General features: G+C 66.0%; 11 protein-coding genes and 1 tRNA gene. 3 read left to right on the top strand and 9 right to left on the bottom strand.

The window, feature by feature from the left end:
- Window positions 1-61: 61 nt before the first annotated feature.
- Entirely contained in the window at window positions 62-2923 is a 2862-nt protein-coding gene (locus tag LY632_RS11765; protein WP_234091323.1) for a pitrilysin family protein, read from the bottom strand.
- A gap of 82 nt (window positions 2924-3005) precedes the next feature.
- Between LY632_RS11765 and LY632_RS11760 the strand changes: the two genes are divergently transcribed.
- Window positions 3006-3887, top strand: coding sequence for a diacylglycerol kinase family protein (locus tag LY632_RS11760; RefSeq protein ID WP_234091322.1), 882 nt, complete (start codon window positions 3006-3008; stop codon window positions 3885-3887).
- A 10-nt stretch (window positions 3888-3897) separates the two neighbouring features.
- On the opposite strand, the gene purC is transcribed toward LY632_RS11760, so the two are convergent.
- Window positions 3898-4704, bottom strand: a complete 807-nt coding sequence (gene purC / locus LY632_RS11755) for a phosphoribosylaminoimidazolesuccinocarboxamide synthase (RefSeq protein WP_234091321.1) — start codon at window positions 4702-4704, stop codon at window positions 3898-3900.
- A 137-nt stretch (window positions 4705-4841) separates the two neighbouring features.
- Here purC and LY632_RS11750 point away from each other — a divergent pair, with 137 nt between their 5' ends.
- Entirely contained in the window at window positions 4842-5750 is a 909-nt protein-coding gene (locus LY632_RS11750) for a hypothetical protein (protein WP_234091320.1), read from the top strand.
- 8 nt (window positions 5751-5758) lie between these two features.
- On the opposite strand, the gene LY632_RS11745 is transcribed toward LY632_RS11750, so the two are convergent.
- From LY632_RS11745 to infA, 5 genes are all read right to left on the bottom strand, one after another.
- Window positions 5759-5834: transfer RNA gene (locus LY632_RS11745), tRNA-Phe, on the bottom strand.
- Between the two features lie 88 nt (window positions 5835-5922).
- Window positions 5923-6084, bottom strand: coding sequence for a DNA gyrase inhibitor YacG (locus tag LY632_RS11740; RefSeq protein WP_234091319.1), 162 nt, complete (start codon window positions 6082-6084; stop codon window positions 5923-5925).
- Entirely contained in the window at window positions 6081-7055 is a 975-nt protein-coding gene (locus tag LY632_RS11735; protein WP_234091318.1) for a ribonuclease E/G, read from the bottom strand. The genes LY632_RS11740 and LY632_RS11735 overlap by 4 nt, the downstream gene beginning before the upstream one ends.
- Complete coding sequence (locus LY632_RS11730) at window positions 7048-7638, bottom strand: nucleoside triphosphate pyrophosphatase (protein WP_234091317.1); 591 nt, start codon at window positions 7636-7638, stop codon at window positions 7048-7050. The genes LY632_RS11735 and LY632_RS11730 overlap by 8 nt, the downstream gene beginning before the upstream one ends.
- A gap of 6 nt (window positions 7639-7644) precedes the next feature.
- Entirely contained in the window at window positions 7645-7914 is a 270-nt protein-coding gene (infA, locus tag LY632_RS11725; RefSeq protein ID WP_234091316.1) for a translation initiation factor IF-1, read from the bottom strand.
- Between the two features lie 248 nt (window positions 7915-8162).
- Between infA and LY632_RS11720 the strand changes: the two genes are divergently transcribed.
- On the top strand, window positions 8163-11249 hold the full coding sequence (locus LY632_RS11720; RefSeq protein ID WP_234091315.1) for a TonB-dependent receptor: 3087 nt from the start codon (window positions 8163-8165) through the stop codon (window positions 11247-11249).
- 12 nt (window positions 11250-11261) lie between these two features.
- Here the strand turns inward: LY632_RS11720 and LY632_RS11715 are convergent, their stop codons facing one another.
- Together LY632_RS11715 and LY632_RS11710 are read right to left on the bottom strand one after the other, a co-directional pair.
- Window positions 11262-12062 (bottom strand): triacylglycerol lipase, encoded by an 801-nt coding sequence (locus tag LY632_RS11715; protein ID WP_234091314.1) that lies wholly within the window; start codon window positions 12060-12062, stop codon window positions 11262-11264.
- Window positions 12059-13708, bottom strand: coding sequence for a wax ester/triacylglycerol synthase family O-acyltransferase (locus LY632_RS11710; protein ID WP_234091313.1), 1650 nt, complete (start codon window positions 13706-13708; stop codon window positions 12059-12061). Before LY632_RS11710 ends, LY632_RS11715 begins: the two co-directional genes overlap by 4 nt.
- Window positions 13709-13733 lie beyond the last annotated feature (25 nt).

Here is a 13733-nt window from a genome sequence, read left to right as displayed (position 1 = left end):
CGCTTCTTCGAGCGGATAGTGGAGGGGCGTCCCGTGAGGGGCGCCCCTTCTGCGTGCAGCGTTAGTCCGCGGCCACTTCCGGCGCGGCAGGCCGAGGCAGAACAAGGAAGGTAACCGCGCCGTCGGTGGTCAGATATTGCGCTGCCACTTCGCGCAGACGCTCCGGCGTAACTTCAAGGTATCGCTGGCGAGCGGCAAGAAAGCGTTCGATCTGTTCCGGATCGGATTGCGCCCGCGCGGTGTAGGCCATCCAGCTGGCATTGGTCTTCAGCGCGTTGTCGAAGTCCTGCAGGATCGGCTGGCGCGCCCGTTCAAGTGTATCGTCGGGAAGGGCCGTCGTCCGCAGGCGTTCGATCAGCGAGTCGATCACGTCACGGGTCGCAGCAACCTCGCCGGTGTCGACCGTGGCGCCCAGGCTGAACACGCCGTAGCCATCGTAGAAGCGTGACTGACTGTTGCTCACACCGGGCGAATAGGCCTTGCCCAGTTGTTCGCGCAGCGCGTCGGTCATTTCCAGTTCGACCACCGCACGCAGCAGGTTGAGTTCTATCGTCGCTTGCGGATCGTCATAGTCGCGGGTCGGCCAGGTGAAGTTGACCAGCGCCTGGTTGGCCTCACCGTCATGGAACAGGGTGTAGCTGCCGCGTTGGCTGGTGAAGCCTCGCTGGCGGCTTTCCGGATAATCCCTGAAGGCCTGCTCCCGCTGGGGAAGGGCGCCCAGTGTCCGGGCGACCAGCGCGATAGCCCGTTCCTCGTCGAAGTCGCCCACGAGCGCAATTTCCATCGCGCCGTTCTGCAAACGGTCGGCGATGACCGCACGCAATCCGTCGAAGTCCAGCGCGCGCAGGGCGTCCGCTTCGGGTGTGGTGAATCGCGGGTCGCTGTCTGACAGGATCTTGCCCGCGAATGCGCCCAGGGTTCCGCCCGGCGTGGCCGTGAGGCGGGCAAAATAATCGTCCAGCCCGTTGCGGAACCGCGTGACCGGCTCCGGCCGGTAGCCCGGATCGGTGAGATAGGCCGCAATCAGCTGTAACTGCAGCTCGAGATCGCGCGGCGTGGTTGTCGCGCCCATGGTGAAGCGGTCGGTGGCGGCGCTCAGCGAGAAGTTCGCGCTGCGACCCGCGAGGATAGTCTGCAGTTCGTCAAGCGAATGCTGGCCGAGTCCGCCGCCCGCGAGCAGGGCGGTCAGGTGGGTATTTAGCGGCGCTTCTCGAGTATCGAGGTAGTTTCCGCCATCGATGCCCAGTGACACGCTGATTTGGTCCTTGGCGAGGTCGGTTTGCTTGAGGTTGAGCATCACGCCGTTGGCAAAAACCACCTGGCGGATATCCAGCTGCGCGCTCATGGTATCCGACACGACTTTGCCCGCCGGGCCGAAATCGGTGTAGGCCCACTGCGCCGCCTCGGCCCGATCCGGCGCTACGACCGGAGCGGCGAGGGCGGCATCCCATGCTGCACGCAGGGCATCGGCACCGCCTTCCGGCGCGGTTCGGCCGCTGAAACGGATCAGTGGATTGTCGAGAGGGATCATATCCGCCTTGAGCGCCGCAATAACCGCCTCCGGCGTTGCCTTGTCGGCGACGGCTTCGAGCATGGCGAGATTGTCCGCCGGGGATGTGGGTACGGAGCCGTTGCGAATGAGGCCGATGGCACGTTCTGCGAAGGTTGAATGACTGCGGGTATCCTGCCCGGCCAGGGCGTTCTCGAGCGCCGTGCGGCGGTTGGCCAGTTGCTCGGCTATCTCGGTCTCGCTGACACCGAACTCGAGGAACTGGCGGTAGATCTTCACTGCAGCCGCCAGCCCCTCGGCCCAGCGACCGTCGATGGCGGCGATGCCGAGCGAGGTCTCGCGCAGAGCGTCAAACGCTTCTCCCGTGCTGAAGCTGACACCGCGGAACGGTGGATTCTCACCTTGCGTTGCGCGGCGGAATCTCCGGGCGAGGATGTCATACCCGATCGCCCGCATCAACTCGTCCTCGCGCGCGGCGAGGGTATCGGGGGTCCTGCTCCAGGGCATTGTTCGGCTGATCGAAACCTGCTCGCTGAGCGCGGGATCAAGATAAATGTCGGTCTCGCCAGCGCGTGCGGGATCAACCGGACCAGCCGATGGCTGGGGGGCGGAGGGGCGTGGGCTCCAGTCGGCGAAGCGCGCCTTGATCTTGGCTTCGACTTCTGCCGCATCGAAATCGCCGACCACGACCAGGGTCGTCTTGGCGGGCACATAATTCCGCTCCCAGAAGCTGCGTAGGGTCGCTGCGTCGAGCGCTTCGAGATCTTCGCGACCGGCCCCGGGGAAACGCGCCACCAGCCGCGAATCCGGGGCCGCGAACGAGAACAGGTCGTAGACATTGAGGAAGCTGTAATTGGTCCGGTCGCGCTGCTCGGCGAGCAGGATGCCGCGCTCGCGATCCACTGCTGCGGGATCGAACACTGCTTCGCTGGCGACTTCGCGCATCAAGAACAGCGCGGTGTCGAGCAGCTCGGGCGAGGTGTTGGGCAGGTCGAGCTTGTACTGGGTGTAACCCATGTTGGTCTCGGCATTGGTGTCCGCCCCGAATCGCAGACCCAGTCGCTCGAGCAACTTGACCATCTCACCTTCGGGCACATTGGTGCTGCCGTTGAAGACCATGTGCTCGACAAAATGCGCGGCACCGCGTTCGCTGTCCCCTTCGTCGAGCCGCCCGGCACCGATTTCCATGCGCACCAGCGCCGTCCCTGCGGGCGTGGCGTTGGCGCGGATGACGTAGCGCATGCCGTTGTCGAGCACGCCGAAGATATAGCCTTTTTCCGGCTCGAGGTCGCTCTGTTCGAACGCCCAGACCGGCTCGGCAGCTTCGACCTGTTCAGCCGGTGGAGTAGATTGTGCCGCCAGCGGCACGGCGAGGACCAGCGCCAACGGCGCGGTAAATGCGAGACCCTTCATGCCCATCAACGTGGCAAGTTTGGTGGGGCATGGCAACCGCAAGCGTATGGTTTGGCAAGGATTGTGGGATTAGAGTGCGATCATGGCCGTGATCGACCTCGTCTATAATCCTGCCGCAGGCAGCTTCCGCGAAGCTACGCTGGCGCAATTGGTCCGCGCGCTGGAAGGCGAGGGATTCGACGTGTCCATGGTGCCGACCCGGATCGATGGCGTGGAGCTTTCCGGCAGGGCCGATATCGTTTGCGTCCATGGCGGCGATGGGACCTTGCGTGATGTCGTGCGCGCTATGGGTGCGGATGCCGGAAGGGTGCCGATCTGCATCGCACGGTCAGGCACGATAAACCTTGTCGCGCGCGAGCTGGGCTATCCCGGCAAGCCTCAGACTTTCGCCGCGCAAGTCGCGGCGGCGTGGAAAAGAGGCCCCGAGCGCTGGGTGCGCTCACCGCTGTTCATGCTGGGCGAAATGCCGATTGTTTCCTGCCTCAGCATCGGACCCGACAGCGCCGCGGTGGCGCGGGTTTCAGGGCCACTCAAGAAACGCATCGGACGGCTCGCCTATGCCGTGGCGATGCTGAGCCTGCTGCGCGAATGGCCGCGCAGCCCGATGACGGTGAAGGGCGAAATGGCCGACGGTTCGACGTTCGAGGACGAAGTCGAAGCCGTGATCGCTTCCCACGCCGCGCTCTATGCCGGACCGTTCCAGCTCAGCCCGCGTGCGGGGCTGGCGACCGACGCCATCGAGATCATCACCCTGCAGCGCGCCAGCCGCGCCGGGATGCTCGCCTTCGTGATCGCTGCCATGCTGCGCTTGCCGGTCGACCGCTTCGGCTTCGCCACGATCCGCAGCGCTCGCCGCGTGACCTTCGACCGCTGTGTCAGCCCGGTGCAAGTTGACGGCGACCACATGCCGGAATGCGCCTACGCCATCGCGCCAAGCGGGACGGTGCTGACTTATCTCGCCTGAGGCGCAGGAGTTACTTCTTGGGCTTGGGCGCGCCTCGCAGGCGGCTGCGGTGGACGCTCATGTCGAACACTTCGCCGGGGCTGTTGCCGTCGTCTTCCTGCAGCAATCCGAGGCGGCGGGCGACTTCCTGATAGGCTTCGCTCTCGCCGCCGAGGTCGCGGCGGAAGCGGTCCTTGTCGAGCTTCTCGCCAGTGGCCATGTCCCACAGGCGGCAGCCGTCGGGGCTGATCTCGTCGGCCAGGATCACGCGGCTGTAGTCGCCGTCCCAGATGCGGCCGAATTCCAGCTTGAAATCGATCAGGCGGATGTCGATGGCGGCGAACATCCCGGCCATGAAGTCGTTGATGCGGATCGCCATGCTGGCGATGTCCTGCATCTCTTCGGGGCCCGCCCAGTTGAAGCAGGCGATGTGTTCCTCGGCGATCAGCGGATCGCCCAGCGCATCGTCCTTGTAGTAATATTCGATCAGCGTGTGCGGCAGCGGCTCGCCCTCGGGGATGCCCAGCCGCTTGCTGATCGAACCGGCGGCGACATTGCGCACCACCACTTCGATCGGGATGATCTCGACCTGCCGCACCAGCTGCTCGCGCATGTTGAGGCGGCGGATGAAGTGGGTCGGGATGCCGATATGCGACAGCCGCGTGAAGACATGCTCGCTGATGCGGTTGTTGATCACGCCCTTGCCGCTGATGGTGCCCTTCTTCTCGGCATTGAAGGCGGTGGCATCGTCCTTGAAATACTGGATGATGGTGCCCGGCTCCGGACCTTCATAAAGGATTTTGGCCTTGCCTTCGTAGATCTGGCGGCGACGCGACATGGCGGGAATTCCTCAGGCTGAAACACTTGGCCCCGGCCTGCAAAGCGTGAAGCTTCGCCGCGCCGGGGCTGCCTGCTCTGCTTACAGGGGAACGCCGGGGATAGCAATTGTCCGCTGGGATGGTAATCGCCGGGGCCATGGGGCCTTTCCGTTATCGCCATTCCGGCCTGCTGGTCGAATCCGCGCTCGAATTGCCCGAATGGCATGCTTTCGTGGCTGCTGACGGCGGCGAAGCTGACGTCACCATCCGCTTCGCCCCTACGCTGGGCAAGGCTGCACCGCCCAACCACACGCCGGTGATGGAGGGCGAAGCGCTGCGCTTTTCCGTGCCCGACGTCGGGACATGGCGCATCAGCGGTGGTCGGCTGATCGAGATCGAGCCCTTTGGCGATCCGGCCTCGATCGAGGTTCGGCTGTTCACACTCGGCAGCGCATGGGGCACGCTCGGCTATCAGCGCGGCTGGGCCATGCTGCACGGCAGCGCGGTGCTGGGACCGAAGGGCGCGGTGCTGTTCTGCGGGCCGCAAGGTGCTGGCAAGTCGACCATGGCGGCCGCGCTGGCGCAGCAAGGCCTGCCGCTGGTCAGTGATGACCTCAGCCGCGTCGAGCCGGGGCGGGCGGACAAGCCGACGCGGCTATGGCCCTCGAGCACGCGCCACAAGCTGTGGGACGAGGCGATCGACAGGTTGGGGCTGTCAGACCGCGAGCGGGTGCAGGACTATTTCCGCGCCGACAAGTTCCACCTTGAAAGCAGCACCAGTGTGCCGGTCGAATTGCCGGTGCCGCTGGTCGGCATCTATGCGCTGGATTTCGGCGATTCGTTCAGGATCGAGCGCCTCACCGGCGCGGAAGCGGCGACGTCGGTGCTGCGCGAGACGATTTATCGCCCGCTGTTCCTCGAAGCGATGGGCCGGCTGGCCGAGCAGGCGGTCCATGCCGCGCGTATCGCGGCGAGTGTGCCGGTATGGCGGCTGACGCGTCCGGCGGACCTGGCGCAGCTATCCGATGTCGGCGCGCAGCTGATCGGGCATCTCGAACAGGACTAGGAAAAGAGTGGTGCCTCGGGGCGGATTCGAACCACCGACACTGCGATTTTCAGTCGCATGCTCTACCAACTGAGCTACCGAGGCATTCCCTCTGCGAGCAAGGCCGAAACGGCCCGGCGAGCGAATGAGTGCGCGCCTATGGCGAAGGGGGCGGCGCTTGGCAAGGGGGGAATCAGTCTTCCGGGACAATATCCTCTGGTGCCGCTGGAGGGCCGGGGACGGCATAGCCATCGCCCAGCCATTGGGCGAGGTCGCGGTCCTTGCAACGCTGCGAGCAGAACGGGCTATGCTCCTCGCTGCGAGGCTTGCGGCAGATCGGGCATTTGCGGGTCATAGCGGCACCGCCTGCGCGAAGGCACCGTTCAAGGCAAGCCCCGGATCGGTCGCAATCCGCACTTCGCGGCCCGTGCGGCGGGCGAGTTCCTCCAGCCACTCGGGTTTGAGCCGGGCCTGAATCGCTGGGTGGAATGTCAGCAGGAGCGCGCCCGGCTCACTGACCAGCTCCGCTCGCCGCAGCAATATGCGCGCTGCTGCCGAGACGCGGTGCTGGCCGATCAGCCGCAGCAGCGAGGGACGGCGCAGCCGGGCGACGATCTGGACGAAGCCGAAGCCGTTCATGGCCGTGCGTTCGTGCGGCCAGTCGGCCAGCGCCTCGCTGAGGCGTTGGTCCACCGCACGGCGATCGCCCTTGTCGGCCAGCGTGGGGAAATCGATCCCGATATTGCCGCCGATGTCGAATCGCTGGAGCGCCATGGCGAGGGCAGGCACGGCGTTGTGAAAGATCGCCTCGGGCGGGCCGCCATCGACGTCGATCACCGTCATCGCCGGGGTATCGGCGAACAGCAGACTGCCACCGGAGAATTCCGTCACGCCGGCCCAGGCCTCGGCGAAAAGTTCTTCCCAATCGGCTTCGGCGGGGAAGCGGTGGACTTCGCTGACGCTGTGGCCTTCTGCGCGCAGGCTGTCGGCGAGCGAGGGGGTGGGCGCGAGCGGCGCTGCCGTTACGACTGCCTGTGCCCGCTTGAGCCGACCCCGTTCGGCAATGGCCTCGCGTTCGATGGCCACCCGGACCGGACGACCGACGCTGTCGGATGCGGTCAGGCGACGGGTGAAGGCTTCTGTGCCGTCAGAAAAGCGGAGAATGCCGCTTGTCGTGCCGGGGAATCGGTCGGCGACGACCCCTTCTACAACGGCACCATACGCCAGCCGCCCGCTCCAGCGCAGCCTCGCGGCGACGATGGCACCGCGCTCCAGCAGGACTGCGCGCGCCTCCCCGATCCCGCGCTCGACCAGCCACTCAGGCAATCTGCATCCCCGCCGCCTTGAGCAGGGCTCGCGTTTCGAACAGTGGCAGTCCGACGACGCCGGTATAGCTGCCCTGTATCCAGTCGATCAGCCCGGCCGCCTGCCCCTGGATGGCGTAACCGGCGGCCTTGCCAATGCCTTCGCCACATGCGGCATAGTCGGCGATTTCCAGCGGACTGAGGCGCTTGAAGCGGACCTGCGAGGTCACCACGCGGCTGCGTAGCGAGCCGGCATTATCGACCAGCGCGATCGCCGAAATGACCCGGTGCCGCCGCCCCGACAGCAGTTCAAGGAATCGCGTCACTTCCTCCGGCGACTGCGCCTGCCCCAGAATGCGCCGCCCCGCAGCCACGGTGGTGTCGCCTGCGAGCACGATCTCGCCCTCGGCGCGGGGGATGGCCTGCGCCTTTTCGATCGCCATGCGCTCGGCATAGAGGCGCGGCTGTTCGCGCTTGTGCGGGGTCTCGTCGATATCGGGCGATTGCACGCGCGCGGGAACCACGCCGATCTGCGCGAGCAGGTCGCGCCGACGCGGGCTGGAGCTGGCCAGAACGAGCTGCGGAACGAGGTTCGGTGTCGCCACCGGCGATTACTGCGGGCCGGGGCCCTGCGCCGCGTTCTGGCCGGGGCCGCCACGGCCCGGCATGAAGCGGTAGGTGATGCGCGCCTTGGTCAGGTCGTACGGGGTCAGCTCGCACAGCACTTCATCACCCACGAGCACGCGGATGCGGTTCTTGCGCATCTTGCCGGCGGTATGGCCCAACACTTCATGGCCATTCTCGAGCTCGACCCGGAACATCGCGTTAGGCAGCAGTTCGACCACCTTGCCGCGCATTTCGAGGAGTTCTTCTTTCGCCATAAAGTCAGGATTTCCGTAAGTGGTGTTGCAGAGAGGCGCGCCCTTTACCCGCGTGCGAGGCAAAAGGGAACCCCAAGGCGTGCAGCGCCTTGTTCGACCAGCGGTCCATCCCTGACGATGTGCGACAATCCGATACCAAGGTCTGTGTTGCCAGTGTTGTACATCTCCGCCAAGGCGGCCCGCGGGCGGGGAACATTGCAAAAGGTTTGAAGAGCTTGCGTCGTTTTGCCCTCCTTCCGCTCGTTGCCTTGGTCATTGCTGCCCCCGCAGTGGCGCAGGAGGCCCGGCCGCCTGCCGAGCCGCAGCCGGCACCCGAGCCGACGCAGGCCGAGCCGCCGGTGATCGTTGTATCCGCCGATCGTCTTCCCGGTCAGGTCGAAACCGATGCGGCCCCGATCGTGAAGCTCGACGAGCAGCAGGTCGCATCCTACGGCGCTCGCTCGATCGAGGACCTGGTGTCTCAGCTCGCGCCGCAGATCGGTGCCGGGCGCGGCCGTGGCGGCTTCCCGCTGTTCCTCGTCAACGGCCAGCGCATCACCAATTTCCGCGAAATCCGCCGCTATCCGCCCGAAGCGATCCGGATGGTCGAGGTCCTGCCGGAAGAGGTCGCCCTGAAATACGGCGCACAGCCGGATCAGCGGGTTATCAACTTCGTCCTCAAGAACAATTTCAGCAGTGAGGAGCTGGAGCTGGAATACGGCCAGCCCACCGCCGGCGGTTATGGCACGACGGAAGTGGGCGCCTCGCTGCTGACCATCAGCGGGCCGCAGCGCACCAATCTCAGTGTCGAGTGGAACAACACCACGCCGCTGACCGAGGCCGAGCGCGGAGTGATCCAGACGCCCGGCAGCGTGCCGACCGTCGCAACCGATCCCGATCCCGCGCAATACCGGACGCTGGTGGCCAGGAACGAGACCCTGAGGGCCAACGGTACGACCACCAGGACGCTGGGCGGGGCGGGTTCGAGCACGCAGCTCACGATCAATGGCGAATGGGTCCACAGCATCAGCCGCAGTCTGTCGGGGCTCGAAACTGTTGTCCTTACGGCTCCCGGCGGTGCGACCGCGCTGCGAACGCTCGATGCCGATCCGCTGGCGCGGCGGACCAAGAGCGACACCTATTCGTTCGGTGGCGGGCTCTCGACCGGGCTTGGCGCATTCGACCTGCAACTGACGGTCGACGCTGCACGCGGCATCTCGCGCACGCGGATCGACCGCCGGCGGGACACCAGCGTGCTCGTCCAGGCGGCTGCGGCGGGGACGCTGGCCATCGACGGAGCTTTGCCGGATTTAGCAGCAGCCGGCATCGATATCGCCGACAACAAGACCTACACGGTCGATAGCCTTGCCACGTTGAAGGGCGATCTCGTCCGCCTGCCCGGCGGCGACGTCAGCCTGACTCTCAGCACCGGCTACCGGCTCAACGGCATCGACAGTTCCGACACGCGCAGCGCCACGCCCGCCTTCTCGCTCGACCGCAGGCGCTGGCGTGGCAATGTCGCGCTCGGCATACCCGTTACCAGTCGCCGCGAAGGTTCTGGCGCGGCGATCGGCGACATTACCCTCAGTCTGGGCGGCGGGATCGAGGATATCTCGGACTTCGGAGCGCTGTCGAACTGGAACGCGGGACTGACGTGGAAGCCGCTGGAGCCGCTCACGCTCCAGGCCAGTTATGTCAATCGCGAGGAGGCGCCCAGCCTGACCCAGCTTGGCGCGCCGATCATCGACAGCTTCAACGTGCCCTATTTCGATTTCGCCACCGGCACGACCGTGCTGGTAACCCAGACCAGTGGCGGCAATCCGGCGCTGCTGGCGGAAACGCAGCGCGACTGGAAGCTGTCGGCCAATCTCGACCTGCCGTTCTTCGACCGGACCAATCTCGTTGTCGAATATTACACCAACCGCTCCAGCGATGTCTCGTCGAGTTTCCCGCAACTGACTGCGGCGACCGAAGCTGCGTTCTCGTCGCGCGTGACCCGTGATGGCAATGGGGTCCTGACAGCCATCGATGTGCGACCGGTGACTTATGCCGAAACCCGCAGCAGCCGCGTCCGCTATGGCTTCAACATGTTCGGCCGCGTCGGCAAGCCCAATCCGGAAGCCGCAGCAAGTGGTCCCTTCGGCGCCATGGTACGCGGTGGCGGCGGTGCTCCGTCACCGACCCCCCAGCCACCGGCAGATGGTGCGGCCGGTCCGCCCGCGCCAGCTCGCGGGCCGGGCGGTGGCGGGTTCGATCCGCAGCGTTTCCAGCAAATCCAGCAGCAGTTCTGCACCACGCCTGAAGGCCAGATGCCCGACCTGTCGCAATTGCCGCCGCAGATGGCACAGCGGCTCAATGGCGCCGATGGCCAGCCCGATCCCGCCAAGATCGCCATGGCGCGCCAGCGGATGTGCAGTGTCGACGTCGCTGCAAGTGCACCCGGCACTCCACCGGCGCCGGGTGGCGTCGGTCCGATGGACTTGCAGGTGTTCCTCGACATGCAGAAGGGTCTGCATTGCGACGATCCGGGCGGGACGCCGGACCTGTCGCTGGTCCCGCCCGAAGTGCTTGAACAGCTCAAGGGCCCGAACGGGCAAATCGATCCGGCCCGCCTGAAGGAATTCCGCGAGCGCGTCTGCGCGATCAAACCGAGCGACTTGCTGCCTGGCGGTGCCGCGGCGGGTTCAGGCGGTGGTTCTCCGGGCGATTCGAACGGCGATGGCGAGGGCGGCGAAGCCCAGGTTGCGGCCGCAACGCCACGGCCGTCGGGAGAGGCGCCTCCCCCGGCAGCCGCAGCAAGCGCGCCCTCTGGCGCTTCGCGCGGTGGCGCACCGCGCGGCGGCCCCGGCGGATTTGGCGGCGATGGGCAAGGCCGCTGGAGCCTGTCGCTCTTTCACACCATCAATCTGACCAATTCGGTGCTGATCGCCCCGGGCGGGCCCTTCCTCGACTTGCTTGATGGCGATGCCACCGGTTCGGGCGGTGGCGTCTCGCGCAACGCTTTCGAATTGCAGGGCGGCATGTTCCTCGGCGGGATCGGGTTTCGCCTGTCGGGCAACTACCGCACGGCAACGACCGTGAACGGCAGCGGCCTGCCGGGCAGCAGCGATCTTCGCTTCGGCGATCTTGCCACCTTCGACCTGCGCGCGTTCATGGCGCTCGACCAGCAGAAATGGCTGGTGGGCGATGAACCAGGGTTCTTCAAGGGCGCGCGCTTGTCGCTGCGGGTCGACAACATCTTCGATTCGCGCCAGCGCGTGACCGACGACACCGGTACGGTGCCGCTGGCCTACCAGCCGGCGCTGATCGATCCGGTCGGCCGCTTCGTGGAGATCGAATTCCGCAAGCTTTTCTGAGGCGATGCCCGCCTAGTTCAGTTTGCCCTTCGGGAAGGCGAGGGAGGCCAGTCCGCGCGGCGCGAAGGGTTTCCAAGCGCCATCGGCCTGCGCCAGTCGGTCGGCCACGGCGTAAGCGACCAGGGGATTGACCCCCATACCGCAATGGCTGGCGTGCACCTCGATGTTCTCGCAGTGCGGGTGGTCGTCGGCCTGCACCGAGCCGCGCCAGTGAACCACGCCGTCGGTCTTGGTCAGGATCGAGGTGGTCGGTACCGGTGGAGCCTTGCCCAGGTCCAGGAACCTCCCTCCCTGCATCGGCTCGGGCTCCTTGCCGTTGAGAAATTCGAACAGGCGGCGGGCGTTGGTGTGGTTGCGATCGTCTGAAATCGGGCTGCCGAGACTGATCACGAAGCGGACCTTCTCGGGCATGAGCTTGGCCAGTTCGCGCGCGAATACGCCGCCCAGCGACCAGCCGACGATCGAGACCTTGCCGCCAGACGCATCGTGCAGTTCCTCGACGCAGTTGGCCATGGCGTCGATGCGGGCGTTATCGACCCGCACATTACGGCCGAGGCCCCATCCGGCTGTCCGATAGCCGAGATCGTCGAGGAGCGAGCGCAGCGGCGCGGTCGACCCGTCCGAGGCCATGAAGCCGGGCAGCACCAGCACCCCGTGGCCGTCGCCCTTGGGCAATTGGCCGAGCAGCGGGCGCAGTGCGTAGAAGGCTGCGAGTTCGCTCAGCGCCCGGCCGGGTTCGGCCAGGGTCAGGAGCTTGTGCGGGGGGCGAGCCATAGAGGCGTCTCCGTCCAGAGTCATGGTGGCTGCGGTCATGGCTTGGTGTTCCCTTTGCTACCCGAGGGCTTCCTGCGAGGCGACGCCGCCTTCTTGGCGGTCGCCGGTTTTGTGGTGGTCTTGAGCTTGGTCAGCGCTTTGGAGGCCGGCACCTTGGCCGCCCTGGCCTTGCGCGTCGGAGGTTTCTTTACAGCAGGCTTCGGGGGCGGTTTCGGGGCCGCCTTGGCCACGGGCTTGACCGCCGCCTTGGGTGCGGCCGCCTTGGGCGCTGACGCTGCGTCCAATGCCTTGGCCGCAGCCAGCAATTCGTTGAAGCTGTCCTCGATGCACTGAACATAGAACTCCGGATCGGGCAGGAGTTCCCGGCAGGCCGTGAAACTGATGGTCGCTTCGGCGCAATAGCTCTGCACCACATGGCCGAGACCGAGCCCGTCGTTGAGGCACAGCAGCCCCATCATGCTCTCGAGCCGCGCCCCGGTGGAGTAGATCGGCACCGGGGGGCCGGGGACATTGGTGACCACGGTCGAGAAGGGCGGCCCTACACCGCGGTTGGCGAGGCCGAGGCGGGTATAGAGCTGCGCGCCCAGCGACATGTAGAGCGCGGGTGAGACCTTGCTGATCTCGGTCATGTTCCGCGCGCCCATCGCGTCGGTCATGGCCTTGGAATTGGTGGTCTTGGAATGGACGTAACGGAGGCGTTCGACCGGGTCTTCGATATGGGTGCCGAGCGGGGCGATCATGGCCGCCACCTGGTTGCCCATGTCGCCTTTCTCGTCCTTGCCGCGGACCGAGATTGGGGCCATCGCCGTCAGCGTCGCCTTGGGCAGATCGTCCTTTGCCAGCAGATACTTGCGCAGCGCCCCGCCGATGATGGCGAGGAACACGTCGTTGACCTTGCAGCCCGGATCGAGCGCGCGGATCGCCTTGATGTCGGCCAGCGGCACGCTGCGCCCCTCGACCACGCGGTGGGCGGAAACCTTGCGGTTGAAGCGGGTGCGCGGGGCGACCATGTCGCTCGACAGCTTGAAGTCCTGCGCCAGCAGACCCTTGATCGCCTTGGCCAGACCCGGCGCAGCCTTGGCAGCGACCTCGATCTGCTTCACCGGATTGGCGATGGCGCCGATATAGGCCTTGCCGAGCAACTCGGCGGCGCTCGGGATGCGCTCGGGCTTCCACTCGTCGGGCGCGTTGGGCGGCGGGGCATGGGGGTCGAGCGTGTGCATCGCCTCCATCAGGTCGATCCCGCTCATCCCGTCGATGGCGGCATGGTGGACCTTGGTCACCATGGCAAAGCTGCCGGGCATCACGCCGGGAATATTGTCCAGCCCCTCGACCACGGTGAATTCCCACGGCGGCTTGTGGAGGTCGAGCGGGCGGGCGAAGATGCGTGCCGCCTGGATGCAGAGCTGCCGCCAGTCGCCCGGCTTGGGCAGGGCGATATGGCGGACGTGGTACTCGAGGTCGAAGTCGGGGTCCTCGATCCAGTAGGGGTAGTCGAGGTCGAACGGTACGCGCACCATGCGCTGGCGGATCGTCCGGCTAAGTTGCATGCGGCTGGCGAAGAAGCTCAGGATATCCTTGAAACGGACGAACCCGCCCGGCGCCGTTTCCGGATTGTAGATCAGGATCGAGCCGATATGCATCGGCGAGGTCGGGCTTTCCAACGCCACGAACGACGCGTCCATCCCCTGCAATTGGCGCAAAGGCATC

Origin of the sequence: Erythrobacter sp. SDW2, from assembly GCF_021431965.1 — a bacterium.
GTDB lineage: Bacteria > Pseudomonadota > Alphaproteobacteria > Sphingomonadales > Sphingomonadaceae > Parerythrobacter.
Note: the sequence above shows the minus strand (reverse complement) of the source record. Positions and strands in the feature narration are given on the sequence as shown.

Coding starts and splice junctions, on each gene's coding strand:
- purC (WP_234091321.1), bottom strand. CDS start 4,704: ATGTCGCGTCGCCGCCAGATCTACGAAGGCAAGGCCAAAATCCTTTAT.
- LY632_RS11710 (WP_234091313.1), bottom strand. CDS start 13,708: ATGGACGCGTCGTTCGTGGCGTTGGAAAGCCCGACCTCGCCGATGCAT.
- infA (WP_234091316.1), bottom strand. CDS start 7,914: ATGGCGAAAGAAGAACTCCTCGAAATGCGCGGCAAGGTGGTCGAACTG.
- LY632_RS11740 (WP_234091319.1), bottom strand. CDS start 6,084: ATGACCCGCAAATGCCCGATCTGCCGCAAGCCTCGCAGCGAGGAGCAT.
- LY632_RS11750 (WP_234091320.1), top strand. CDS start 4,842: ATGGGGCCTTTCCGTTATCGCCATTCCGGCCTGCTGGTCGAATCCGCG.
- LY632_RS11760 (WP_234091322.1), top strand. CDS start 3,006: ATGGCCGTGATCGACCTCGTCTATAATCCTGCCGCAGGCAGCTTCCGC.
- LY632_RS11765 (WP_234091323.1), bottom strand. CDS start 2,923: ATGAAGGGTCTCGCATTTACCGCGCCGTTGGCGCTGGTCCTCGCCGTG.
- LY632_RS11715 (WP_234091314.1), bottom strand. CDS start 12,062: ATGACCGCAGCCACCATGACTCTGGACGGAGACGCCTCTATGGCTCGC.